28 protein-coding genes are annotated in these 25012 nt (G+C 48.1%); 25 read left to right on the top strand and 3 right to left on the bottom strand.

Annotation, left to right across the window (positions count from 1 at the left end):
- The first annotated feature begins 90 nt into the window (after positions 1-90).
- Both MHB82_RS25505 and MHB82_RS25500 read left to right on the top strand, forming a co-directional pair.
- On the top strand, positions 91-1101 hold the full coding sequence (locus tag MHB82_RS25505; protein ID WP_095361792.1) for an asparaginase: 1011 nt from the start codon (positions 91-93) through the stop codon (positions 1099-1101).
- Positions 1102-1252: 151 nt separating this feature from the next.
- Positions 1253-1978: a pirin family protein gene (locus MHB82_RS25500; RefSeq protein ID WP_341176154.1), complete on the top strand. Its 726-nt coding sequence runs from the start codon at positions 1253-1255 to the stop codon at positions 1976-1978.
- Between the two features lie 124 nt (positions 1979-2102).
- Here the strand turns inward: MHB82_RS25500 and MHB82_RS25495 are convergent, their stop codons facing one another.
- A complete protein-coding gene (locus MHB82_RS25495) occupies positions 2103-2327 on the bottom strand; it encodes a DUF1128 domain-containing protein (RefSeq protein ID WP_095292560.1) in 225 nt (74 codons plus the stop codon).
- Positions 2328-2485: 158 nt separating this feature from the next.
- Between MHB82_RS25495 and yyaC the strand changes: the two genes are divergently transcribed.
- The 5 genes from yyaC to MHB82_RS25470 all read left to right on the top strand — a co-directional run bounded on the left by yyaC (position 2486) and on the right by MHB82_RS25470 (position 8879).
- Entirely contained in the window at positions 2486-3028 is a 543-nt protein-coding gene (gene yyaC, locus MHB82_RS25490) for a spore protease YyaC (protein WP_255248089.1), read from the top strand.
- 109 nt (positions 3029-3137) lie between these two features.
- A complete protein-coding gene (locus tag MHB82_RS25485; protein ID WP_341176153.1) occupies positions 3138-3932 on the top strand; it encodes an alpha/beta fold hydrolase in 795 nt (264 codons plus the stop codon).
- A gap of 209 nt (positions 3933-4141) precedes the next feature.
- Positions 4142-4831, top strand: coding sequence for a DUF6483 family protein (locus MHB82_RS25480; protein WP_095361795.1), 690 nt, complete (start codon positions 4142-4144; stop codon positions 4829-4831).
- 112 nt (positions 4832-4943) lie between these two features.
- Positions 4944-6218 (top strand): class I SAM-dependent methyltransferase, encoded by a 1275-nt coding sequence (locus MHB82_RS25475; RefSeq protein ID WP_341176152.1) that lies wholly within the window; start codon positions 4944-4946, stop codon positions 6216-6218.
- A gap of 261 nt (positions 6219-6479) precedes the next feature.
- Positions 6480-8879: an O-antigen ligase family protein gene (locus tag MHB82_RS25470; RefSeq protein WP_341176151.1), complete on the top strand. Its 2400-nt coding sequence runs from the start codon at positions 6480-6482 to the stop codon at positions 8877-8879.
- 111 nt (positions 8880-8990) lie between these two features.
- On the opposite strand, the gene MHB82_RS25465 is transcribed toward MHB82_RS25470, so the two are convergent.
- Entirely contained in the window at positions 8991-9338 is a 348-nt protein-coding gene (locus tag MHB82_RS25465; protein ID WP_095292492.1) for a dehydrogenase, read from the bottom strand.
- A gap of 161 nt (positions 9339-9499) precedes the next feature.
- Here MHB82_RS25465 and MHB82_RS25460 point away from each other — a divergent pair, with 161 nt between their 5' ends.
- The 17 genes from MHB82_RS25460 to MHB82_RS25380 all read left to right on the top strand — a co-directional run bounded on the left by MHB82_RS25460 (position 9500) and on the right by MHB82_RS25380 (position 23092).
- Complete coding sequence (locus MHB82_RS25460) at positions 9500-10114, top strand: DedA family protein (protein WP_095361799.1); 615 nt, start codon at positions 9500-9502, stop codon at positions 10112-10114.
- A gap of 2 nt (positions 10115-10116) precedes the next feature.
- The gene (locus MHB82_RS25455; protein ID WP_095361800.1) at positions 10117-10686 is read left to right on the top strand and encodes a thioredoxin family protein; all 570 of its coding nucleotides are present in this window, start codon (positions 10117-10119) and stop codon (positions 10684-10686) included.
- A gap of 6 nt (positions 10687-10692) precedes the next feature.
- The gene (locus MHB82_RS25450) at positions 10693-11325 is read left to right on the top strand and encodes an MBL fold metallo-hydrolase (RefSeq protein WP_095361801.1); all 633 of its coding nucleotides are present in this window, start codon (positions 10693-10695) and stop codon (positions 11323-11325) included.
- 359 nt (positions 11326-11684) lie between these two features.
- Positions 11685-11936: a hypothetical protein gene (locus tag MHB82_RS25445; RefSeq protein ID WP_095361802.1), complete on the top strand. Its 252-nt coding sequence runs from the start codon at positions 11685-11687 to the stop codon at positions 11934-11936.
- Positions 11937-12033: 97 nt separating this feature from the next.
- On the top strand, positions 12034-12573 hold the full coding sequence (gene sigY / locus MHB82_RS25440) for an RNA polymerase sigma factor SigY (protein ID WP_341176150.1): 540 nt from the start codon (positions 12034-12036) through the stop codon (positions 12571-12573).
- A 2-nt stretch (positions 12574-12575) separates the two neighbouring features.
- Positions 12576-12914: a DUF5345 family protein gene (locus tag MHB82_RS25435; RefSeq protein ID WP_341176149.1), complete on the top strand. Its 339-nt coding sequence runs from the start codon at positions 12576-12578 to the stop codon at positions 12912-12914.
- Positions 12907-13122 (top strand): hypothetical protein, encoded by a 216-nt coding sequence (locus MHB82_RS25430; protein ID WP_227779943.1) that lies wholly within the window; start codon positions 12907-12909, stop codon positions 13120-13122. Before MHB82_RS25435 ends, MHB82_RS25430 begins: the two co-directional genes overlap by 8 nt.
- Before the next feature lie 145 nt (positions 13123-13267).
- On the top strand, positions 13268-13651 hold the full coding sequence (locus MHB82_RS25425; RefSeq protein ID WP_095292512.1) for an ATPase: 384 nt from the start codon (positions 13268-13270) through the stop codon (positions 13649-13651).
- Positions 13652-13872: 221 nt separating this feature from the next.
- A complete protein-coding gene (gene gatC / locus MHB82_RS25420; RefSeq protein WP_341176148.1) occupies positions 13873-14160 on the top strand; it encodes an Asp-tRNA(Asn)/Glu-tRNA(Gln) amidotransferase subunit GatC in 288 nt (95 codons plus the stop codon).
- A 28-nt stretch (positions 14161-14188) separates the two neighbouring features.
- The gene (gene gatA, locus MHB82_RS25415) at positions 14189-15646 is read left to right on the top strand and encodes an Asp-tRNA(Asn)/Glu-tRNA(Gln) amidotransferase subunit GatA (RefSeq protein ID WP_095292518.1); all 1458 of its coding nucleotides are present in this window, start codon (positions 14189-14191) and stop codon (positions 15644-15646) included.
- A gap of 26 nt (positions 15647-15672) precedes the next feature.
- Positions 15673-17112, top strand: coding sequence for an Asp-tRNA(Asn)/Glu-tRNA(Gln) amidotransferase subunit GatB (gene gatB / locus MHB82_RS25410; RefSeq protein ID WP_095292521.1), 1440 nt, complete (start codon positions 15673-15675; stop codon positions 17110-17112).
- A gap of 140 nt (positions 17113-17252) precedes the next feature.
- Positions 17253-17717 carry a GNAT family N-acetyltransferase gene (locus MHB82_RS25405; RefSeq protein ID WP_341176147.1) on the top strand — a complete coding sequence of 155 codons (465 nt, stop codon included), beginning with the start codon at positions 17253-17255 and terminating at the stop codon, positions 17715-17717.
- A 33-nt stretch (positions 17718-17750) separates the two neighbouring features.
- Positions 17751-18461 carry an MgtC/SapB family protein gene (locus tag MHB82_RS25400; protein WP_095361806.1) on the top strand — a complete coding sequence of 237 codons (711 nt, stop codon included), beginning with the start codon at positions 17751-17753 and terminating at the stop codon, positions 18459-18461.
- 146 nt (positions 18462-18607) lie between these two features.
- The gene (locus tag MHB82_RS25395) at positions 18608-19201 is read left to right on the top strand and encodes a hypothetical protein (protein WP_095361807.1); all 594 of its coding nucleotides are present in this window, start codon (positions 18608-18610) and stop codon (positions 19199-19201) included.
- Between the two features lie 26 nt (positions 19202-19227).
- Complete coding sequence (locus MHB82_RS25390; RefSeq protein ID WP_341176146.1) at positions 19228-20631, top strand: DUF4097 family beta strand repeat-containing protein; 1404 nt, start codon at positions 19228-19230, stop codon at positions 20629-20631.
- 171 nt (positions 20632-20802) lie between these two features.
- Complete coding sequence (gene perR, locus MHB82_RS25385; protein ID WP_024631328.1) at positions 20803-21225, top strand: peroxide-responsive transcriptional repressor PerR; 423 nt, start codon at positions 20803-20805, stop codon at positions 21223-21225.
- Positions 21226-21343: 118 nt separating this feature from the next.
- Positions 21344-23092: a glycosyl hydrolase family 18 protein gene (locus MHB82_RS25380; protein WP_445671240.1), complete on the top strand. Its 1749-nt coding sequence runs from the start codon at positions 21344-21346 to the stop codon at positions 23090-23092.
- Positions 23093-23235: 143 nt separating this feature from the next.
- On the opposite strand, the gene MHB82_RS25375 is transcribed toward MHB82_RS25380, so the two are convergent.
- Positions 23236-23634 (bottom strand): DUF2614 family zinc ribbon-containing protein, encoded by a 399-nt coding sequence (locus tag MHB82_RS25375; RefSeq protein WP_341176144.1) that lies wholly within the window; start codon positions 23632-23634, stop codon positions 23236-23238.
- 131 nt (positions 23635-23765) lie between these two features.
- Between MHB82_RS25375 and MHB82_RS25370 the strand changes: the two genes are divergently transcribed.
- Positions 23766-24638: a nucleotidyltransferase-like protein gene (locus MHB82_RS25370; RefSeq protein ID WP_341176696.1), complete on the top strand. Its 873-nt coding sequence runs from the start codon at positions 23766-23768 to the stop codon at positions 24636-24638.
- Positions 24639-25012 lie beyond the last annotated feature (374 nt).

The following is a 25012-nucleotide window of genomic DNA, read 5'->3' as shown; positions in this document are numbered from 1 at the left end:
ATCGCATTTGTACTATAATTTAAAGATATCCCATGCGGCGTAAAGACGCAAAGCAGAGATGAGACTGGGAGCATAAAGGAGAGAACTCGCATGGAGAGTGCGTTGTTAGTTAAAGAATATCGTGCAGGCGTGATGGAATGCGCCCACTTTGGACACATAAGCATCACGAATGAAAACGGAGATGTCGTTTATTCGGCAGGAAATCCACATTTCAGAGCGTTTACCCGCTCATCTGCCAAGCCTTTTCAGGCCATTCCAGGCATTCGTGCAGGCATTGCAGCCCACTATGGGTTAACCTCCCAAGAAATCGCGATCATGGCATCTTCCCATCGTTCGGAGCCAGAGCATATTAAAGTGCTGGAGAAATTATCGGCCAAACTTGGATTGGGAGAAGAATGCCTGATTTGCGCGGCAAGTTACCCATTGAATGATGATAGCCGAAATCAATGGCTGCGCAATCAAGGAGAGAAGCGAAGAATACTGCATAATTGTTCGGGGAAACACCTTGGCATCCTGGGTTACAGTCAGATGAAAAACTTTGATCTGGACAGTTACGCGGAGCGGGAGCATCCGGTGCAGCGTGAAATTCTGAAAACGATGGCTGATATGGCTGGAATTGAGCAGAAGGAAATTGAACTCGGGACGGATGGCTGCGGCTTTCCGGTATTTTCCTTGCCTTTATCGGCGTTGTCGAATGCATATCTGAAGCTGGCTTGCCCGGATTTAATTGAAGATGAACCGACACGCTCGGCAGTGGAAACCATTACGTCTGCCATGAATGATCAGCCTCTTATGGTTGGAGGAACCGGACGAGTTGATTCGGTGCTTCTGGAAGACAGCAATATTGTTGCTAAAGGCGGCTTCAAGGGAGTATTCGGTTTTGCACTGAAAAAGGAAAGGCTCGGGATAACATTTAAAGTGCTCGACGGATCTGAAGATGAATGGGCATGGATTGCTAAATCAATCCTGGAGCAGATTGGATATTCCAATCGGACAACCATTGAACGACTGGCTCAAGTGTTTCCTCCTGAGATTCGCAATGATGCCGGAAATATGGTGGGACATGCGGATTGTGAATTCGTGCTTCACTCACCTGAATAAAGCGTATAACCATAAGCTAGGGGCGTGATTAGAATCCCCGGACCCCGGGTAAAGATGAGATACCAACAGGTATTCATCTAAGCATTCATATACACGCAAGACCTGCTGTCAGATGTAGGCAGCAGCTCTAAACCCTTGGAGGTGGATGAACATGATTAAAGTAGTGACATCGGAAGAAAGGCACACGTCGGATCGAGGTTGGATACACAGTGAGTTCAGCTTTTCTTTTGCAGATTATGACGATCCAAGCAATGCGCATTTTGGTTGCCTGCTGGCTCATAATGACAACACGCTGATGCCGCAGGAAGGCTTTAAACGACATCCACATCATGACCTGGAAATTGTAAGTTACGTAATATCCGGTAGGCTTAAGCATACGGACAGCATGGGAACCGAACAGGTACTTGAGCCGGGAACGGTACAGGTGATGAGTGCAGGCACCGGTGTGGAACATTCCGAGACCAATCCGTCCGAGGATGAACCGGTACGATTCCTGCAGATGTGGTTCCTGCCATCCCAGCGCATGCTGAAACCATCGTATACGAATCGGCAATTTGACCCACAGGAGCAGCTGAATCGACTTTGCCCTGTCGTATCCGGACAGGGTGTGGAGGGAGCCGAAGGTGCGCTTCCAATTTCACAGGATGTGACCTGTTATCTGACCCAATTAGAGTCTGGTAAAAAAATCATGTATCCACAGCATGAAGACAGACGCACACATCTTTTTCTAATCAGTGGTCATGTGGCTATCGCCTGTGCAGATGGGAATTTCAATCTGAAGCCAGGGGATGCTGCCCGTATTCGGAAAAGCTGTGATTTGGAGATTACGAGTACAGGAAGCGAAATGGCGGAATTCGTGCTGGTAGACTTGCCTTAACTTGCTTAAATGACTAATCATGCTGAGCAAATGAGGGTATCAAGTAACAAAAAGACAAAAAGGACCTGTTCTCCCTTTGGTGGAGGCAGGCCCTTTTTATTTGGTGAATGAATATGGGCTGCTTTTAAGCTTTGCGCAGGTTCCCCAGTTCGGAAGCAACAGCTTCCACTTCGGAAATACTGAGATGCTCCTTGCTCATCACCATCTCATACAGATCATGCAAATCCTCATATTTGTCGAGGGGGAACGCCGAAGCCTGCATAGCCGCACCGCTGGCCATACGCAGCTTGGTTTTGATCGCTTCAATCATATATTCCATGTTGGCCGCGTTCGGTTGTGTCAAATCCATCGTTATGTCCATCCCTTCCGTATCGGAAACTGTTGTCATTGTATCATGATTGGACAGGCACAGGCCAATGTTTTGCGGGAATCCCCCTGTATCGGATAAAATGTAAAAAAACAATACTCATTCACAATGCTTCTGTGCGTGTAAAGGAGGGGAAAAGATTGGCAGCATACAAGCGTGAGATGGTGCGCCACCAGAGTCGGGAAACTCCAAAAGGTGTGCCTGGAGAAGACCTGGTTTTATTTTTCAAACACATTTATGAGCAGCATTCACCTGATGAAATAACATTTGTCTGCATTGGAACGGATCGTTCATCGGGAGATGCACTCGGGCCTTTAACAGGAAGTCTGCTGGAGGAGTACGGAGTGGGTCATGTTGTAGGAACGCTAGCAGCACCTTGCGATGCAGATACACTGGAGAAACGGATGTCTCAGATCCCGGCACATCATGCCATTGTTGCGATTGATGCCTGTCTGGGTCCAAAGCATGCCACAGGTACATATTATCTTTCACATCATGCGTTGAATCCTGCGCAGTCCGTAGGGGGGAAGCTGCAGCCTGTTGGACATTATAGTGTGGCAGCTGTTGTAAACGTCAATGGTCCCAGGCCCTATTCCATCCTGCAGATGACTTCGCTTCACCTCGTCATGAACATGTCCCGAACGATCGCTGACGCAGCGTTTGCGGCGAGGAAAATGAGATAAACGTTTCATTCATGAGATGAAAGCTTAATAATATACAACTTGAATGACAAGAAGTTGGTTATATACAATGAATATAATCAATTCAATTCGCGCAGAGAGAGGGATTCATATGGAAAAAGTGATATGTGATGGAACGACGATATGTTATGCCGAACAAGGCAAGGGAGAAGCGCTTATTCTTCTTCACGGATACTGCGGCAGTTCATCCTATTGGGATGAGGTTGTGCCGGAGCTTGCACGTCATTATCGCTGCATCGTACCCGATCTGCGTGGACACGGTAAGACAGACGCCCCTATGGGAACATACACAATAGATCAAATGGGCAATGATGTTCTGCAATTAATGGATGAGCTGAATGTGGACAAGGCTATCCTGCTTGGACACTCCATGGGAGGATATATCGCCCTCTCCATCGCTCAGCGCCATCCAGAACGACTAAAAGCCTTTGGTTTGATCCATTCTACCGCATATCCGGATAGCGAAGAGGGCAAGGAAAAGCGTCTTCGTGCAGTATCGGCTATTCAGACGGATGGTATTGTAAGTTTTGTGGACGGATTGGTTCCGGGATTGTTTGCTCCTGAACATGTGGAGCGGTTATCGGCAAAAGTATCACGTGTCAAGGAAATCGGGTACCAGACCGCACTTCAGGGTGCAGCTGGAGCCGCACTGGCAATGCGGGAACGTCCGGATCGCCGTGATGTGTTATCGGCTACACCGTTACCGGTTTTGCTGGTCGCAGGTGAAAAAGACCCTGTGATTCCGCCGGAACGCACGTTTACGAGTGATAAACCGCATATTGTACAAGCAGTCATTGCCGGGGCGGGCCACATGAGCATGTATGAAGCACCCGAACAGTTGATTCAGGTTATTAGTCAATTTATGAATGGTTTACCGAAGGCGTAATTCTCGAAATTCATTATTTTCAGCAGAGTCCATCATTGTATATACCGTTACAATAGGAAACCCCTGTATCGTCTCTACAAGACGACGGGGGTTTCTTTTTGCATCCTGGAATCCAAGAGGAGGTCCTTTTTTGGCTTTTTGATAGGGCATGAATTAAACTAGCAATAATGGATGAATGATCCGAATGAGCGAATGAGGGGGCATATTTGATGTTCAGAAAAGACTATCTGCTCCGCATGATGGAGGAAATGACCGAGGCGATTGGCAAAGCATTTACACTCAGACAACAGCGGAAACACACGGAGGCGCTGTCGGAATTGGACGAGCTGCTTCGCAGGCAGTTTGGCATGAATTTGTCTTTGCTGAATTCTCTCCCTGCAGAGGATGTCATTGAAATGTTTCGTTTTCGCGGAGTCATTGAAGTGGACAATCTGCAGCAAGCTGCGCGTCTGATCGAAGAGGAAGCTTATATTTATGGAGAGAAGGCCAGAGTGGAGGGCATTGATGATCAGGAGAAGCAGGATTCAGAGGATGAAGGACTTATCCGGTTAATGAAATCATTACACTTTTATCTGTATGCCCTGAATCATGGTGCCAACCCGAAGCTGCTGGATGCACCGGAACGCGTGCAATCGATATTGGAACAAACGAAAGAATACGAACTTCCTGCCCGTACGGAGAAACAGCTTGCGCTGTATCAAGAACAACATGGGCGATATGATCTGGCCGAGAACAGCTGGTACCGCGTCCTGCGGGTAGGTGAAGGACATCCCGTGAATTATCGCGAAGATGTGAAGGCCTTTTACGAACGATTGAGCAAGCTTGAAGATGGGCAACTGGAACAGGGCGGCCTGCCACGTCAGGAAGTGGAGGAAGGTCTCGCTGAACTCATCCGCTAAACGGAGAACAAAACAGGACACACAAATGAATAAGGCTTGTTAGGTGTCTTCACTTGGAGCGGCACCGGAATTGTGGTATGGTTACGGTTGACCAAACCAAATCGAAAGTGAGATGTACCCCGTGGATTCATTGCGAAAGCTTATACAAGACATCTTTGAGCAGAATTCGCTGATTACAGCGACCTGGAGCCAGCTGCGCAGACGGGACAATGTCTCGTATACCAAAGTGCAAGTCAAGCCGGTAACGCTGAAGAATCAGCTGCATTATCAATTCGCATTTCATTATAACAACAAAGTGCTGCACGAGAATTTGACTCCGGCTGAAGCGATAGAACGCATGACTGTGCTGTGCGAAGAGACGTTTCGTCAAGGACTCCTCTGTACGACAGAGGCAGATTATCAAATTTTGATCAGCAAAAAATATAAAGTATCCATTCTGACCAAATCTCCATCCAAAACGTCAGTGGATCTCTCGCATAACCGCAAGAAGCAATACGTGCTGGAAGAGGGAGTCCCTGTCTCGTTCCTGGTTGAGCTGGGAATCATGAATGAAGAGGGGCGGGTATTGGCCCGCAAGTACGATAAATTCAGACAGATCAATCGTTTTCTTGAAATGGTACAGGATGTCATTCCGTATCTGCCTGAGGGACGCCCGCTTACCATCGTTGATTTTGGGTGTGGGAAGTCCTACCTGACCTTTGCCTTGTATCACTACTTGTCGGTACAACAGCGGAGATCGCTGAAGATTATCGGTCTTGACCTGAAAGCGGATGTCATTGAACATTGCAACGCTCTTGCACAAAGGCTGCACTATGGTGATCTGAAGTTCCTGGTTGGTGATATTGCAGACTACGACGAGCTGAACGAAGTGGATATGGTCGTGACACTGCATGCCTGTGATACGGCGACCGATGCGGCACTGGAGAAAGCTGTTCGTTGGGGCGCTTCAGTCATACTGTCCGTACCGTGCTGTCAGCATGAGCTGTTTGACCAGATTGAATCTCCGGTAATGAATCCGTTATTGTCCCATGGTATTCTGAAGGAACGTTTCTCCGCACTGGCAACAGATGCCATTCGTGCGAAGCTTCTGGATATGATGGGTTACAAAACGCAACTACTGGAATTCATTGATATGGAGCATACACCCAAAAATATTCTGATTCGTGCTGTGCGTGGACAGGCGGGTCAAACGGCTGATATGTGGAAGGAATACACGGAGTTCCGTGATTTCATACATGCAGATCCGTACTTGGAACGGGCTTGTGCAGACCTGCTGCCAGGTGGTGCCAATCCGATTGAAACCGTAGAGGGCGATGTAACGGAAAATAATACAGATCGTTCAAATGGGAAATCGACAACCAGCCCAGATTCTTGTGACCACTGCTAAATTTCGCAAAGCGCTAACCATAGTTGGCTGATGGTCTGCCATGTCCAGGAATGGACATACTGGTATGAGGGTCCCGTTATGGAAACGAATAAACGATTTGCTTCATATGAATGAAAATGATGACGGTTAGACATAAGACAGGAGACCCTAAGAGGGTCTTCTGTCTTTTTTGTATGTCATGCGTGCTGAGTGCGAATGAAATGCACCAAGGGAGATTTGCAATGTTTGTTCGATAACAGAAGATGGGAAGGAGGTAGGCAGTTGCAGCAGCAGAGAGACGGCGATCACATGGTTGAGCATCAGCAGGGTAAGAATCGAGCGGAAATAAAGATGAATGTATGTAGCGCTGTGCCAATATCCGCTACGGATGCAGGAGACCTGAACTTGAGTTGCAGGTTTAAACAGAAGACGAAGACGTTTGGCTTGGATACATCGGCATTAACGATGGTATTGGGCGTGATGGGTACAATCATGTTGTTGGCCGCATGTCTGGGCCGGGGGCTATATTTTCCTTCCGATGTGTACGGGGCCATTTTGTTCTCTTCGGGGAGCATTCTCATGGGAGTGATCATGCTTCTTCTGTTACGTGTACTGCGGAGTAAGAAAAATAATGCACTGAAAAATCGCCTAAGTTGCGATATTCACAGTAATGAAGAAATGAAAATAAGATATTGGCATATGAATCTTAATGGCTGGACCATCTGGCCCATCATCATGATGGTTTGTTATGGCCTGTATGCCTGTTTGGGTTCTGTAAGCACACAGGGCAGCATGGATGAAATGCTGCGGTGGAGTTTGCTGGCTATCTTTGCCCTGCTCGCAGGGATGCTGGCTTCGTGTGCCCACGGCGTGCGATGGTTCGCCGTGGGATGGCAGGCTGCAGGCAGCCTGCTTGTGTTCAGCGGCCTGCTTGCGGTGTGCGGCGTGCTGCCGCTGCCTTTCGCGGTCATGCGAACCGCTGACCCCGAGATCAGCTCCGCCGGTGCGAGGCTCGGCGGACTGCTGCAGTACCCCAATGCGTACGGCGCCGTTGCCGGCATGTACGCATTGGAGCGGCTCGCTGCAGTCGCGCGTGCCATGGCCCGTCCCGTGACGGCCGGGCGCCTTATCGCGGCAGCTCTGCCGCTTATGCCCGCGCAAGCCGCGCTCCTGCTGAGCGAGTCGCGCGGCGCCTGGCTGGCGACAGGCATCGCCGCCGCCAGCGCTTTCGCTTGGCAGCGGCGCGGAGACCGCCTGCCGCTGCTGCTGGCCATGGCCGCGCCCCTGGCGAGCGCGGCCTGGCTGTACCGCCAGCTGGCTGCTGCCCAGCTGGCGCCTGCACCCGTGCCCGGCCTGCTGGCACTGGCCGGGGCATGGGCAGCTGCGCTGCTCGGCACGCTGCTGCTGTGCCGCCTGTGGCACACCGGCGCCAGGGCACGCGCCGCTGCCTTGACGGCCATGGCACTGGCGGTTACCACCGCCGCCATGCTGGCCGTGGCCTCCACCGCCGAACGACTCGCGGCAGGTGTCGGCACCGGGCTGTCCCGCCTCCGCATGTGGCGGGACGCCCTGGAGCTCTGGTCCGGGGCCGCATGGCTTGGCCACGGAGGAGATACATGGCGCAGCATGTTTCGCGCCATTCAAACCTCGCCGTATGTCGGAGGCGAGGTCCACAACGGCCTGATCGACATTGCCCTTGATACGGGCCTGATCGGCTTAATAATCATCTGTGCCTGGTTTGCTTTTACCATTCGTAATACCGTGAAATACGCAGCAGGCTTAATGCCCTCCGTGCTTGTTTTTGTTTTGCATGGGGCCATGGATTTTGACTGGAGCTTCACATTGGTATGGATGCTGTTTATCTGGCTGGGAGCATGGTCATACGCATATACAAATGAACAGCGTACAGCCACTGCGGACGAGCATGCCATAATCCAGGCGAGAGAGGTACCAGCAGTTTTTACGAATGAACGCTCAGTACAACCATCGCTTCTGTCCAACGGGTTTTCATATCAGGCTATTCGAACAATGCGGACCATACCATGGTTGACTTCCCTGGCCATCCTGATTTGGCTTGGGGGGACAGTCTGGCTGGCGGGGCGTAATGTCTTGGGGGAAGTAAAGTATCGTTTGGCTGGAACTGTGCCGCAAGAAATAATCCAGCATAGGGCAGAATTGACAGCTGCATTTCACGCGAATCCATACCGACCGGAGATTGCCATCTCTCTTTCGCGTACTCTTACAGCCCATGATGCAGAGAAGCTGTTGATGAGCAGCTTGTCCCACTCCCCGGCAGAGCCGCGGCTCTGCCGGGAGCTGGGGAAACTAGCAGCCCAAGCAGGGCAGGGAACGCAGGCTGGCAAGTATTTTGAACAAGCAGTTGCATTGAATCGGTACGATAACCATATTCAGTCCGCTGCCTTGTATTGGATGATTCAAGCATCCCGGCGGGAATGGGCTGCCGGTTACACGGACCGAGCCAGGCAGACTGCCGCTGCAGGTGTGCGAATGTATGAGCGTTACGAACAGTTGAGTGCCACAGTGGCTGCAGGGAAGGCACGTAATGATCGCCAGTTTACCTTAGATGACGATGCTGCCGTTTACATTGCTCATTTACGTATTCTTGCATCGACTGCCGTTCCTCAGGAATGGACCAGACAGACCAACAAACCACCTGGGTAACACCTGCGTCTGCTTCTCTAAAACATGAATTATGGAGGGTCTGCTCAAGGAACGTTTCCTTGTCTCTGTGCGTGCATGTTCCTGTAGGAAAGGCTCTGAATCCTCTGTATTCTACAGACGATATCCGCCGAATGCCTGCTGGAATGCAGCCTGAAGCGGTTCAATGTCCACATTCCATAGAGAAGCTATATCTGCACTGACGTCATTGTTCCACCACTCGCATAATTTCTTTCGATTGTCCCGGTTTTCACCGATCCAGAGCAAATTGGCAATCACCTTTCCGTAATAGAGTTCTTCCGCCTGTTTCATCTGATCGGGAGAAATGTAGACTTTCAGCCGTTTCGCTGTCCGGTACAGCTCCTTACTGCAAGCTCTGCGAATCCCTCTCGCGGAAGGTAACTTCTGGCTAGGGTTGCTATGTTTGACCGGGGGAGTGCCGGGTGTTGATTTGGGTGACATCTTCTCACGCTCCTCTCCCGATACCATATGCGAAGGATGACTTGCAGGACACTAACCCGGTTCGATGAAGTAGCAACAAACTGCAGCCCTGTGCTAAAATAGGGACGAACATCCATGGTGCTGCCGGGCACCGCCAATCAGGATGAAGAAAGAGGGTCGAGATGGACGTTATTCATAACATTGTCGGTCAATTGTTCGACTGGATTCAGAGCCTTGGATACTTTGGAATTATGCTGGGATTAATGCTCGAAGTCATCCCCAGTGAAATTGTACTGGCATATGGAGGATTTCTCGTTTCACAGGGCAATATCAATTTCTTAGGTGCAATGATCTTTGGTACCGTGGGCGGTGTAATAGCCCAGCTCTTTATTTACTGGATTGGCCGTTATGGCGGCAGACCTGTGCTGGAACGCTACGGAAAATACATACTGATCCAGAAGAAACATATCGACCATTCCGAGGAGTGGTTTCGCAAGTATGGTACAGGTGTCATTTTCACGGCGCGTTTTGTTCCGGTTGTGCGTCATGCCATCTCGATTCCTGCAGGCATATCTAAAATGCATACAGGCAGGTTCATTCTGCTGACAACACTTGCTGTTATACCTTGGACTGCATTGTTTATATATTTAGGGATGGTACTCGGAGACCAATGGGAACATATTAACGAAAAAGCAGCACCTTACATTATGCCGATTTTGCTCGTTGCACTCGCACTTATGATCATTTATGTACTTATTAAATGGATGAATGTTCGAAAAAAGAAAGGAAGTGTCTAGTTATGGGTAAACCAAACTTGTCTCACAAATTCGGTAAAGGTCTTCCGCCGAAGGACTTCATTGAGAGCATGACCAAGAACCAAAGCGAATTTCAAAAGAACTATGACAGCTTCTCATGGCCAAGCGAAGAGGATCGCGAGTTTTTCGAGAGCTTGAACCACCGCGATGATCTGCGCGTTTTGATTTTGGCTGCTGACTGGTGTGGAGATGTTGTTCGAAACATACCTGTGGTGTTCCAGGCGCTGGAGATCTCAGGCATTCCAACCGAAGTTTTGATTATGGAAAATCATCCTGAAGTGATGGATGAATTCCTTACGATGGGCGGCCGTTCGGTACCTATCGTTATTTTTGCCGATACAGGCGGTCATGTCTTGGGCCAATGGGGACCACGCCCTCAGCATGTACAGGAAGTCATGGTTGAATTTAAACGCGAGAACCCGGATCGTGATGCAGCTGATTATCAGGAGAAGATGGCTGTAGTACGTCAGGAAATCGGTAAACGCTATGGGGAAGGAACGGAGTCGCATGCAGTCATTATTCGTGAGCTGCGTGAACTGATTTCGGGTTACTAATCCAAGATGCTTACCATTCGTACATTTACACTCGGTCCGCTCCAGACGAATGCATATCTGCTGCAAGGGGAAGATCCGGGGAAAGCCGTTATCATTGATCCGGGCATGAACCCGGGGCCGCTGCTCAAAGCCATTCAAGACTTGGAAATTGAGGCGATTTTGCTGACACATGCGCATTTTGATCATATGGGCGGTGTGGACGAAATTCGCAAATTGAAGGGCTGTCCAGTCTATTTGCATGATCTGGAGAGTGACTGGCTCACCTCTCCCAAACTGAATGGATCGTTGAACTGGCCGCAGGCTTCACCGCCTCTTTCGACAGATCCTGCAGAATATGCGATGGATGAAGGACAGACCCTCCAGTTTGTTGGGCATACATTTAAGGTATATCATACACCTGGACATTCCCCAGGCAGCGTAAGCCTGCTGTGCGGTAATGATTTGTTTGCAGGAGACGTTCTGTTCCGTATGGGTGTAGGGAGAACGGATCTGACGGGTGGACGGGAACGAGACTTGATTGATTCGATTCAAAACAAGCTGTATACCTTTGCTGATGAAGTGAAGGTATATCCCGGTCATGGCCCTAAAACAACCATCGGTTATGAGAAGCAGAATAATCCTTACGTTTCAGCAAGATAATCGACATTTAAGTGAAGAAAGTCTGGACAAGTGACAATTTTTTCATTAGAATAGCAATTAGTTGTTACAAGCGTTTGTTACAAGCGTTTGTTACAAGCGTTAAGGCATCATCTAACTGAAGCTTTAAATAGCAGTACCCTAACTTGCGAAGCACGCAGACTGTGGTCTATACCCGGTTTGCGTTCTTTTTTTATTTTCAGCAAAATTGGCAAGAAAAGAGTCATCCAGATACAACTTACATAAGGAAAGTTATTGTAATGCAGACAGCTTTGGATCTGAATAGCAAGTACATGGAACGGAACCCTAGAATGTAGTATTTAATTGGTGAAGCATGAGGAACAAGAGAGCGGGGAGAAGAAGTGGAGAAGAAGCGCGTTATACCTTTTGAACGCCGTGCCAAGTACTCAGCAATGGAAGAGACTCGCCGGGTGATGGATACGGGCAAGCTTGAATTAGCAACGGATCGTCCTCAACTACATAGCTACACAAGCAAGGCAATGAATGAACCTTTGGAACAGCAGCAAAATATATGGAGGAGTCACGTTTTGAGCAGCGGAGCCCGCAACCAGCCTTGGTTCGACAAGCTGCGGGAATACCGGAATGAAGTCTGATTGCCCGGGAAATTGTCGGCTTCAGATTTTTTTGTAATTCATTTGAACGTTTATGCAGAGACTGTCGTATTAACACAAGAATGAACGGGAAGCAGAGGTGAAGAACCAGATGGAAGCAGCTGAACTGGAAGAGGTCCGTAGGGCGGCAGCAGGAGATGATGCTGCGCTGGCGGCGCTGCTTCAACGTCATTATGTTTTCGTGTACAAATACTTGGTCAAGGTTACGATGGATCCAAACGCTGCTGAAGAAACAGTTCAGGATACGATGATTCGGTGTATGGAAAACATTCATCGTTATGACGGTTCGTCTGCCTTTTCATCCTGGATGATTACCATTGCTACACGCATCTATATTGACAAGACAAGACGTAAGAAAAGAGAAAATGGCTGGTTGAATATGATCCGTAGTGAAGCCGTCAGACGATTCCGATGGCAGTTTGAGAGCCGGAATGAAGAATGGACGGACGTTATGGATGCCATGACTAGATTAACGCCGGAACACCGTGTTGCTGTACTGTTGAAGCACTATTATGGCTATGGCTATGATGAAATTGGAGAAATGCTCGGTATTCCAGCCGGAACGGCGAAATCAAGAACAGCTTATGGCCTTCGTCAATTAAGAAAGGAGTTGGGATAAGCATGAGCAGGACGGATGAACAAGATGAGCAAGAGCTCCTCGAACGACTGCGGCAGCAGATGAAAGTGCTGGATGACGCATATGAGCCAGTGAGTGTACCTTCATTAGCCTCGCTGGAAGTGCAGGTCAGAGAACGAAGACGAATCAGACGCCGTAAGAACCTGATCGAGATGATTTTGTTCTGGGTGATCGGGCTGATGGTCATTGCTTCTGGGGCCCTGCTGTTCCTGTCTGCTCCAGCTCTTTATGTGGGTATCCAGGCTGTTGGTGTAGCAGCAGCAGTGACAGCAGCAATCATATGGGCGGGCAAACACCGGAAGGAGGAGGCTTCTCATGAATAATATGCATTATTCGTTGAATGAGATTTCTCCAATCTGGATGATATTGATTGCAATCCTATTGTTTGTGCAAGGGACATGGATTTTTCAGGATGCACGTAAACGTGGGCGTTTCCCCTGGTTATGGGGATTATGGGGGATCACCGGATTCCCGACACCACTCATAGTATATTGGTTTGTAGTTATTCGATCAGGTCGCAGACGGTCCTAACCATATAATGGACGAATGATAATCTGGTGATAAAAAAGATTTTGCACAAATATGTTGCTTAATTCTAGTAATCGTAGACATCGTTATTCTTTTCTAGTAGACTATACAAATAAATATGAAAGATAGACTACCAGGAGGTTAGACGATGCTGCGATTAGGAGAAAAGGTTGTCATCGTCGCGGATGCGTTTGAGCAGAATCTTCCTGTGGGGGAATATGGTTACATCATCGCTTATGACCGGAATCCGGACAATGCGTTCGATTACGTGCTTCGAGTGCCGCAGGTGAACCGGAACTTTTTTGTTCCATCCGGCGACGTCGATCTGGAAGAGGTTCTGCTGAAGCAGGAAGCTGAGCGGGTCGAGCGAGAAGCGTTGATAGATTACGCCCTTGCGACACACAACGAGAAACTGTTTCATCATCTGATGAACGGAGATATTCAAGCTGTGGAAGAGGAAGAGGAAACCGCGAACGATGTTATGTCACAGGCGGATTTTATAAAGCAGGTTAATCTGCGTGCATGGATTTAGGATCTAGAGAGTCGGCTGATGCCGGCTCTTTTTTGATTATTGCATGAACTCCAAGGAATGGGGTTATTTTGCTTATTGGACAAGTCAGGTCATTTGCATTGAATTGTCGAACCATCTCCCCTATAATGAAAAAAAGTTATCTTGGGACTTTAGCCCGTTAAACGAGCGATTCGTTTCAGGCAGTTTCGGGAAGTTGAACGAAATGAAGGAGGCATCCGGAAATGAGTATTTCGAATAATGACGTTCAGCATGTGGCCAAGCTGGCCCGGCTCAATTTGACTTCTGAAGAAGAACAGACGCTTACAGGACAGCTGAACGCAATTTTAAAATATGCAGAGAAGCTGAATGAGCTGGATACAGAGAACATTGAGCCAACGACTCACGTTCTGCATGTCAGCAATGTGATGCGTGAGGATGAAACGAAGGAAAGCCTGCCAATCAAACAGGTGATGCGCAATGCACCGGAAGAAGAAGACGGGCAGTTTAAAGTGCCTGCTGTAATGGAATAACGGATAACCGGAAGGAGGACGAAATACCGTGAGTTTATTTGAACAATCGTTGCCTGAGTTACATAACAAGCTGCACGCCAAGGAATTGTCGGTCAGCGACTTGGTGGACCAAGCATATCAGAACATTAGTGCACGTGAAGACAAAGTTAAGGCATATCTTGCGCTCGATGAGGAACAGGCTCGTTCCCGTGCGCGTCAGCTGGATGACCGGCTCGTCAGTGGCGAGGAGAAAGGTTTGCTCTTTGGATTACCGGTAGGTATTAAGGATAATATCGTTACGAACGGACTGCGCACGACATGCGGCAGCCAGTTTTTGCGCAACTTCGACCCGGTGTATGATGCAACGGTTGTCGAAAAGCTGAGAGCTGCAGATACAGTGACGATCGGTAAACTGAACATGGATGAATTCGCCATGGGCGGTTCGAATGAAAATTCGAGTTTCTATCCTGTGCGCAACCCATGGGCGCTGGATCGTGTTCCAGGTGGCTCCAGTGGTGGTTCTGCGGCCGCAGTAGCTGCAGGCGAAGCGTACTTCACGCTTGGATCTGATACGGGTGGTTCCATTAGACAGCCTGCTTCGTATTGTGGCGTTGTCGGCATGAAGCCGACTTATGGACTCGTTTCGCGTTTCGGATTGGTTGCATTTGCATCCTCATTGGATCAGATCGGACCTCTGACGAAAAATGTTGAAGATTCTGCTTATGTACTGCAAGCAATTGCTGGCTATGATGCCAAAGATTCGACATCTGCAAAAGTGGAGATCCCGGACTACTTGAGCGGACTGACAGGTGATGTCAAAGGACTGCGCATTGCCGTACCGAAGGAGTACATTGGCGAAGGTGTTGATCCACAAGTTAAAGAGACCATTCTCTCTGCCTTGAAAGTGCTTGAGGGACTCGGTGCCACTTGGGAAGAAGTATCGCTTCCGCATACCGAATATGCGGTGGCTACGTATTATTTGCTCGCTTCTTCAGAGGCTTCTTCCAACCTTGCCCGGTTTGACGGCGTGCGTTATGGCGTACGTGCAGATAACCCGGACAACCTGCTCGACCTGTATCACCAATCCCGCAGCCAAGGCTTTGGTCCGGAAGTGAAACGTCGTATCATGCTCGGGACGTATGCGCTCAGCTCGGGTTACTATGATGCCTATTACCTGAAAGCTCAAAAAGTACGTACATTGATCAAACAGGACTTCGATGACGTATTTGCCAAATATGATGTCATTATTGGACCAACTGCGCCTACAACCGCATTTAAACTGGGTTCCCAGGTGGATGATCCACTCACCATGTATCTCAATGACATCCTGACCATTCCGGTCAGTCTGGCAGGCGTACCTGCAGTGAGCATCCCATGCGGCTTCTCGGATGGATTGCCTGTTGGCATGCAGATTATTGGTAAAGCCTTTGATGAAACGACTGTACTGCGCGTTGCGCATGCGTTTGAACAAAATACAGAATTCCACAAGCAGCGTCCGCAGCTGTAGACTGCCCGGAACGGAGGAATATTGAAATGTCTGCATCTAAATATGAAACGGTCATTGGACTTGAGGTCCATGTGGAGTTGCATACCAACTCCAAAATCTTTTGCGGCTGTTCCACGGCCTTTGGAGCACCACCAAATACCCATACTTGTCCCGTCTGTCTCGGACATCCGGGCGTATTGCCTGTACTGAACCGTCAGGCTGTGGATTATGCCATGAAAGCAGCGATGGCCCTCAACTGTACCATTGCTGATGTCAGCAAATTCGATCGCAAAAACTATTTCTATCCGGATTCACCAAAAGCCTACCAGATCTCACAATTCGACCAACCGATCGGTGAGAACGGGTGGATTGATATTGAAGTAAACGGAGAAACGAAACGAATCGGTATTACCCGTCTTCATCTGGAAGAAGATGCAGGTAAGCTTACTCACGTGGATGGCGGCTATGCTTCATTGGTTGACTTCAACCGTGTGGGTACACCTCTTGTGGAGATTGTATCCGAACCGGAAATTTCTTCACCGGAAGAAGCACGTGCGTATCTGGAAAAATTACGTGCGATCATGCAGTACTGCGATGTGTCGGACGTGAAAATGGAAGAGGGATCACTCCGTTGTGATGCCAACATCAGTTTGCGTCCGCATGGGCAGGAGAAGCTGGGAACAAGAGCAGAACTGAAAAACATGAACTCTTTCCGTGGCGTTCAGCGCGGTTTGGAATATGAGCAGTTCCGTCAGGCTGAAATTCTGGATGACGGCGGCGAAGTGGTTCAGGAGACGCGTCGCTGGGATGAAGCGCAAGGAAAGACGCTGACCATGCGTGGCAAAGAGCAAGCGCACGACTATCGCTATTTCCCGGATCCGGATCTGGTGAAGCTGCATATTGATGCAGCCTGGAAGGAGCGAATCAAAGCTTCGATTCCGGAGCTCCCTGACGAGCGCAAAGCACGTTATACTGCTGATTACGGATTGCCCAATTATGATGCAGAAGTGATCACTTCATCCAAAGCGGTTGCTGATCTTTTTGAAGACAGCCTGAAATATACGCAGGATGCCAAAGCCGTATCCAACTGGATTATGGGCGACCTGCTTGGTTATCTGAACAACAGCAATCTGGAATTGTCTCAGGTGCCTCTGACGGGTCAGGGACTCGGTGAGATGATCGGATTGCTGGAGAAAGGCACGATTAGCAGCAAAATCGCCAAAACCGTTTTTAAGGAAATGCTGGAGAGCGGCAAGCTTCCACAGCAGATCGTTGAGGAAAAAGGTCTTGTGCAAATCAGTGACGAAGGTGCCATTCTTGCCATTGTAGAGCAGGTTGTTGCGAACAACCCTCAATCCGTGGAAGATTACAAGGCAGGCAAACAGAAAGCGATCGGCTTCCTGGTAGGACAGGTTATGAAAGAAAGTAAAGGCAAGGCTAATCCGGGTCTGGTTAATCAACTGCTTGCAGATGTACTGAACCGCTAATCCATCCGGTGAGGCCGGACAGAAAGAGGCTCGTCCCTGTGACAGCCTCTTTTCTTATTTTTATAAGGCAAACACATGTGGTAAATAATCATGTACAGTGTAATCGAATTCAGTTGCGTACGAAGGAGATGAGGGCCAGAATGAAGATTCAATTACTGTCACTGAATGATCTGGAGACCACAAGGCAGCTATGGCGGCTTCAGCATGTAGCCTATCGGCTGGAAGCGGAGATGATTGGTTTTCAGGAAATTCCACCTTTGATGGATACGATCGAATCTCTGCAAAGCTGCGGGGAGACCTTTTACGGCTGCCTGGATGATGAAGAAGAACTCCTGGGTGCTGTTGCAGTGGCGGAGGAAGAGAAGGACACATTGACGATCACACGTATGATGGTGCACCCTGAGCATTTTCGCAAAGGTATTGCAGCTGCATTATTGAGGTATGTATTCGAGCAGTACCCGGATCTTCCGCGGTATATCGTATCGACAGGTACATTGAACCAACCGGCTGTCAACTTATATACCAAATTCGGTTTCATACCCGTAGAGGTTACGCCGATTGCACCAGGTGTGGAATTAACGACATTTCATAAGAATAAACATTAATTATGTGAATTTTTTGAAGGAGGAATACCAGTTTTGGGCGATCCTTGGTTTATCGATGAGTGGCACATTTTATTGCGATTATTACTTGCCATGCTGCTTGGAGGACTTGTAGGTCTGGAGCGTGAACGTTCCAATCATGCTGCTGGTCTGCGTACCCACATTCTGGTCTGTCTCGGGTCTGCACTGATCATGATGTTGTCTGTTTATGGTTTTAAGGATTTTGCCAATGAATTAAATGTGCGGATTGATCCGGCTCGTCTGGCTACAGCGGTTATTACGGGTGTCGGCTTCCTGGGAGCGGGTACAATCCTGTTTACCGGAAAGTCCATTACAGGACTTACCACCGCGGCTTCGATCTGGGTTGTAGCAGCCATTGGACTGGCAGCAGGCGCGGGGTTCTTTTTTGCCTCCATCGTATCTACGATTCTGGTACTGCTCAATCTGTGGGTGTTCAACAAGCTGGAGCTCAGGTATATACGAGGAAACAAGCTGCATGTCGTCACCCTGCATACGTTGTCTGAACCCGGCTTCCTGGAGCAGGTGTCTTCATTCATGGAGCAGGAGAAGATTAAAATACGCAAAATTACTGTCAATGAGCAGGATCTGGCTTTTGCCGAGGTCATTTCGGTTGAACGAAAGATTGAGATTGTACTCCACGTGCATGTACCACATGAACTTAATACAGTGCAGCTGGTAACTAAGCTAAGGCAGTGGGAGCATGTGACCAAAGTATCCATAGAATAAATCGTTAAACCCTCCCTAGGCCTGTTGTGCCGGAGGGTTTTTAACCATATCCATATTTCTTCCAGTTACTCGCTGGGCTCTTTAGGGTACTATCTAACCAAATGCATGAAGAGCGGAAATGCTATTTCATAAGAAAGGAGCATGTCATGAAAAGTAAACATACGTCCGGAAAACGGAGACAAACGGCCAAAACCAAGCCGCTCCGAAATCGGACACATAAATTTATTGCCGGATTGCTCAGTGCGATCATTCCTGGTCTGGGTCATATCTATTTGCGGCTGTATATGAGAGGTCTGACGTTCATGCTACTTGTATTACTCGACCTGTCAGCGCTTTTGTATTTTTCATCTATTGGCATACAGATTAATGTGCCCCTTTTAATTTTGCTCGCTTTGTTCATTCCAGTGATCTACTTTTACAATGTATTCGATGTACTGCAATCTGCGGATTGGGTCATGATGCGGAGGCGCAGAGCTGCAACTCATGGAAATACGGACAAGCCTCTAATGAACGAACGGGCTGTTGGTGAGGCCTTTATGGCATGGGAGCGAGGCATTTCGTTTGGGCTGCTGCTTATTGTTGGTGGCGGGCTGATGGTGCTATTCTTCCGCAAACCTCGCTGGTTTCAGGAAATGCTCGCTCTGTATGGTGGATATGTTTTTGCCGGTGTACTCATTATTGTAGGGCTGATCCTGTTCGGCCGTGAGATCTGGGTCATGCTGCGCAAGAAAAAAGTTTAGATTAGGAGAATGGAGGAGGGAAAATAATGAACCGTAAAGTCCGGGTCGGTCGCTATACGGCTGCCGCCTTAATCGTAGCGGTCGGTGTGCTGTTGATTTTGGATAAACGGTGGGGAACTGACTACGTATATGATATGGTCGACTGGTGGCCATTGCTGCTTATCGCATTGGGTGTGGAATACATACTGTTGTTCCTGTGGACGCGCAGCAAGAAAAAGACATCAGCTGATGAGCTGCCGGATGAGAAAGTGAAGATGCGCTTCAGACCGGATGCCAAAGGCATCTTGGCTTCCCTTGTGCTCACGGCTGCGGTATTTATTGTGACAGAACAGGACCACTATATGCACTTGTGGAACAGGGTGAGCCTTAATCTGGGAGCAGCCTCCATGGACTATAGCCAGGCAGCAGGGTACATGCAGGACAAGGGTACGATCCGCGTGCCTGTTGGTATGGATACTTCCGATCTTGTCGTTCAGGGGGTTAATGGAGATATTTCGGTACAGCGCGGAGATACGGAAGAGATAGAGGTGCGCACTGTAGTATGGGTAGATAAGACATCCGAGGTAGAGGCAAAAGCTGTGGCAGATGCATCGTTTGTTGAAACGGACGGCACCAAGGTTATTCATATTACCGCAACGGGCAAGACTTATGGAGATAACGATAAAACACAGCCTCGCATGAATATGACGATTACGATCCCGGATGACCGGCGTTTTAATCTGGACATTCGCACTTCCAATGGAGCCATATTGTTAAATCGGCCGGAGGCAATTAACACCATTGTGGCTGAAACGGGGAATGGACGTATCCGGATTACGAATGCGGTAGGTGACATTACAGGCAAAACGTTAAATGGCGATGTGATTGTAGCCAATGCGATGGGGAATGTTGATCTGGATAGCAATCGGGGAGATATGAAGGCCCGCGGAGTTTCAGGAGATGTAGATCTGACCACACAGGTAGGGAGCATTAGCATTACGGATTCAATTGGTGAATTTACCGCTGAAACACGGAACGGAAATATTACGCTGGATGGCGCAAATCTCGCTATCAGGGCTCAGTCTCTGAATGGAAGCATCAGCATCGTTTCCTCCAAGATAGGTGGGGATTGGGATGTATACAGTGCCGTTGGTGCAATCAGCATTTTATTGCCTCATCAGGGTGATTACAGTCTGAGCGGCTCCAGCAGTTACGGTGATCTGAAGACTGACCTGCCATTTACAGTGCAAAATAAAACCATTGAAGGCCAGCTTGGTGAAGGGGAATACACGGTTAAAATTGAAGGGAACAGCGACCTTACCATTAATCGCAACCCGGATGTGCCTTCGGCTGATACGAACAGTTCAAATCCGGAAGACATGGATGGTGATTTGGAGCAGAGCGAAGATAACGGGGAGAATTCCCAGGATAATACCTCTGAAGTTCCGTAACTGCCGCGTTGACAATAAACTTACAATCGCCGTACAATAAAATAATAAAAGGCAAGGTTACATGGAAGGAAAGATTAAACGTCCAGTTCTTTGTCAAGAATCAACTCTGATGGATAAGAGGGTAATGGATCTTGTTTATTCAGGAGAATGAAAGGTAAGGCGGTGGGTTTTATGGCAACACGTGTCCAACATGCGTTGGAGCATCTGAAGACGACCGGTGTCCGTATTACACCCCAGCGCCATGCCATATTGAATTATCTGATGGAATCCATGGGGCATCCGACTGCCGATGAAATTTACCGTGCGCTTGAACCCCAATTTCCCAGTATGAGCGTGGCGACTGTATATAACAATCTGAAGATGTTTCTGGAGGCCGGCATGGTTCGGGAATTGACATACGGAGATAACTCCAGCCGCTTCGATGCCAATGTGACGGATCATTACCATGTCATTTGTGATAAATGCGGTAAAATTGAAGACTTCAGTTATCCTTCGCTCAAAAGCGTTGAGCTCCAGGCGGAATCAAGTACCGGATTTGAAGTCCATGGACACCGATTGGAAGTTTATGGTGTTTGTAAAAGTTGCAGGGATTAAGAGAGATGAATTACAATATTAACGTGCAGAATTCAGTTTGAATTCTACACGTTTTTTGTTTTTAATCAAAGATTACATGCATGATTTTCACGCGGCAATAATATCTTCATGATTCAGCATGATTAACGGAGGTAGGCGTTTGAGTAGAAAAAGCAGATATACAAGGCAGAAGAAGAGGCGTTCGTTCTGGCCTGGTTTTTTGGGAGCTTGTCTTATTGCAGGCGGTGCTTACTGGTTTATAACGAATGTCTGGCTGAACCAGGTTCACGAGGACCCCAATTGGATCGGAATGAATCAGCCTGTTTTTGTGGATGGTCAATTGATGGATGGTGAAGCTTCGGGAACTGGGGAGGAGCTTAAACTGCCGGTGAACGTACTGCAGGAGGCGATTGATCCTGGCATACGTTACGAAGCGGACACAGGCGATATCATTATAGCGACTCCGCAGCGTGTGCTTCATATGAAGGAAGGCAGCACCAAGGCCGAGCTCAATCATAAGGACTATCCAATGTCAGTTGAGCCTGAGGTCATCGGAGGAGAGGCGTACATCCCTCTTAAACCCTTGAAGGAAGTTTACGGGATTGCCGTACAGGAAGATACATCTACGGGTGCAGTTATATTGATGCGTGGAGGAGACACTATTCAATATGCGGAGATTGATACCTTGTCATCCAAAGCGGATAAGACCATTCCTTTGTACAAGCGTGGAGGAGAGTCTTCCCCGATTATTGCGGATATGGAGCAGAACGCCCGGGTACGGGTATGGCAGACAGGTGATGAGCAGAGTTTTGTTCAGCTGGATAACGGCTATGCCGGCTATGTGGATAATAAGTACGTTTCCCTGACAGAGAAAAAGGAGCTGGACAAGCCCAAATTCACTCTGACGGCTGCCGAGAAGAAGTGGCAGAATAAAACGGTAAATCTAGCGTGGGAGGCGGTATACAACCGTCAGCCTGACGTCAGTTCTATAGGCAAGATGCCGGGTGTGAATGTGGTCAGTCCAACGTGGTTCCATATTACGGACGGCCAGGGCAATGTGAAGAGCAAAGCCGATAAAGCGTATGTTAACTGGGCTCACCGTTCCGGAATGGAAGTATGGGGACTGATGGATAACAGTTTCGACCCGGATATTACAAAAGAGGCCGTTGCCTCATACGAGACCCGCACGCATATCATCGAACAGATGCTGGAATACGCGCAAACCTATCAATTGGATGGTATCAATATTGATTTCGAGAACGTATATACCGATGATGGACCCAATATTACTCAATTTGTTCGCGAGATTAAAGCGATGGCACGCATCCACGGACTCATGCTCTCCATTGATGTAACTCCAAAATCCAATAGTGAAATGTGGTCCGCTTTTCTGGATCGACGTTCACTTGGTTCCTTTGTCGATTACATGATGGTTATGGCGTACGATGAGCACTGGGCTGCCAGTCCGAAGGCAGGTTCCGTCGCTTCGCTGCCCTGGACAGAGGCGTCTATGAGAAAAATTCTTGAAGAAGATGAAGTGCCTTCTAACAAATTGATTATGTCTGTTCCGCTGTATACACGAATCTGGACAGAGGAAGCAGACGAACAGGGAGAGATTAAAGTATCATCTAAAGCGGTCGGAATGGATACCGTTGCTGATTTGATCAAAGAGAAGAAACTCAAACCTGCGTTAGACTCTCAAAGTGGACAGAATTATGTGGAGTTTACTGAGGATGGGGCGACCAAGAAAATCTGGATAGAAGATGCCGTTTCTTTACAGGCCCGTGTAGAACTCATTGAATCACTCAAACTGGGTGGTGTAGCTGCCTGGAATCGCAGTTTTGCTAACGCATCAGCATGGAAGACCTTACAACAGGTAAGTCGTTAGAGATAAAAGGTTACTGAACTTATCTTTTTTATATGATTCGAAACAATTCATTATCTGAAAAAACGCAAAAAAGGCTCGGTCTAGATACCGGGCCTTTTTTGTTGTTTACTCGTTGATCTTAGATGTGAAGTGAATGAGTGATACTAGCCTTTTGGACTAATACGGTGATCCGTATCAGAAATAGATGGAGAAGGCGCTTTCAGATGAGGACGGTTTGTGTTCGCTTGATTAGGATCCAGAGTGAGGATGGTATGGCAGAACATACAACGATCGGTCTTGCCGAGCATTTTGGTCATTTTACCGCATGCAGGGCAATCCACTTGAACAGCGCTTGTAGACAACATTCCAGCCCAGAAGTAGATGGCCAGACTAGCCATCATGGCAACGAGTCCGATGACGAGTCCCACGGCTGCAAACACTTTGCCTGCATGTCCCCAAAACACAATTCCGGCAGTTCCCAGTACCATTAGCCCCATGCCTAGCATGGTGAGTAACAATCCCCAAGTGCGAAAAGCATTAATTTTAGCTGATTTAAAAATCATGAAAAATGCTCCTATCGTATGAGTAGTATCGGACCTGGAAAAGAAGGAAACTTTAGTCTGCATGTAGAATTACATTATAACTGACTTGGCGTTGAACTGCCATGAATTGTATGGAGGGAATCGTGGAATTAATGAACCTAGCTTTTTTGTCCGAACAGTCGGAAGAGTCGGGGGCAGTTGGGGCTATCGCTTATTCCCATCCGGGTGAGCGATTCCACGGCTCCCTGATTCAGGATTTCGAATTGCTTGTTCTCATTGTCTGTGATACGGATCAAAGTATGTCTGAGGTTGGGCATTACCGTTATGGGGACTTGCGCTATCAAATGATCTACGTGGGGCGTAATCAACTGCAGAGCAGCGTAATTACGGGTGATAATAACAATCTCATGCAATGCTTGATTGAGGGCGAGATCATATGGGAATCAGACGGCGCCTTGAGTGCCTTGAGGGAAGAGCTGTCCGCCTTTGGATTGGAGTTGCGGGAACAAAAGCTGCTGCATGAATTTGCAAGTTTTCTGAGAATGTATGTGGAGGCCAAGCGGCACATTCAGGAAGGACACGTAGTTGATGCTTATTACAGTGTTCTGGAGGCGTTGGGTAACTGGGCCAGGATTGTATTGATAGAACATGGAGTATACCCTGACCATGCTGTTTGGACACATGTGCAGAGTATGGATCGGGCACTTTGGAAGCTCTATCAGGAGCTTACGGTAAGCTCGGAGACGTTGGAACAACGGGTGGAACTTGTTCTTCTTGCCTGTGAATTTTCGGTCTTATCCAAAATGGGGGATTGCTCGGAATTGCTTCTGCGGGTAATTAGAAGCCGAAAAGAAGCATGGAGCGTGGACGAACTGGTCCATCATCCTCAATTAAGATTTGTAGGAGAAGATATCCCTTTAATTCTGCGCAAACTAGTTCTTCGTTCTATTGTAAAGGAATCGGCTGGCTGGCCATCTCTGATAGGAGGCGAAGGGCGGGAGATTCGATATTGGATCGATGCCTGAACAAGGCCATATAGTTTCAATGATTTGGTTTGGCAAAGGGAGGGGGAACCTTCCTTTTTTGTTTGTAATATAAATTAATAAAAACAGGTTGACTCGTACTTATGGAATGTGATACATTATATTTCGTTCCCCAAACGGACTTTTAGAAAAAAGACTTGTGAGGGACAAGTTGAGAACTTAATGATTTGAAAAAGAATCAAAAAAAGTCCTTGACGAAAAGACACTGAATGTGATACATTATTTAAGTCGCCGCCGAAAAAGCGGTTGGCAAAAAAGAGAATCACAAACAACGTTTGATCTTTGAAAACTGAACAACGAGTGAGTAAATGATCTTGCTTGCAAGATCGACAAATGAGATTTTTAATCTCGTCAGA

The sequence above is a fragment of the Paenibacillus sp. FSL K6-2862 genome, assembly GCF_038005125.1.
Lineage (GTDB): Bacteria > Bacillota > Bacilli > Paenibacillales > Paenibacillaceae > Paenibacillus > Paenibacillus illinoisensis_A.
The sequence above is the reverse complement of the archived record's forward strand: the minus strand, read 5'-3'. Positions and strand labels throughout refer to the sequence as shown.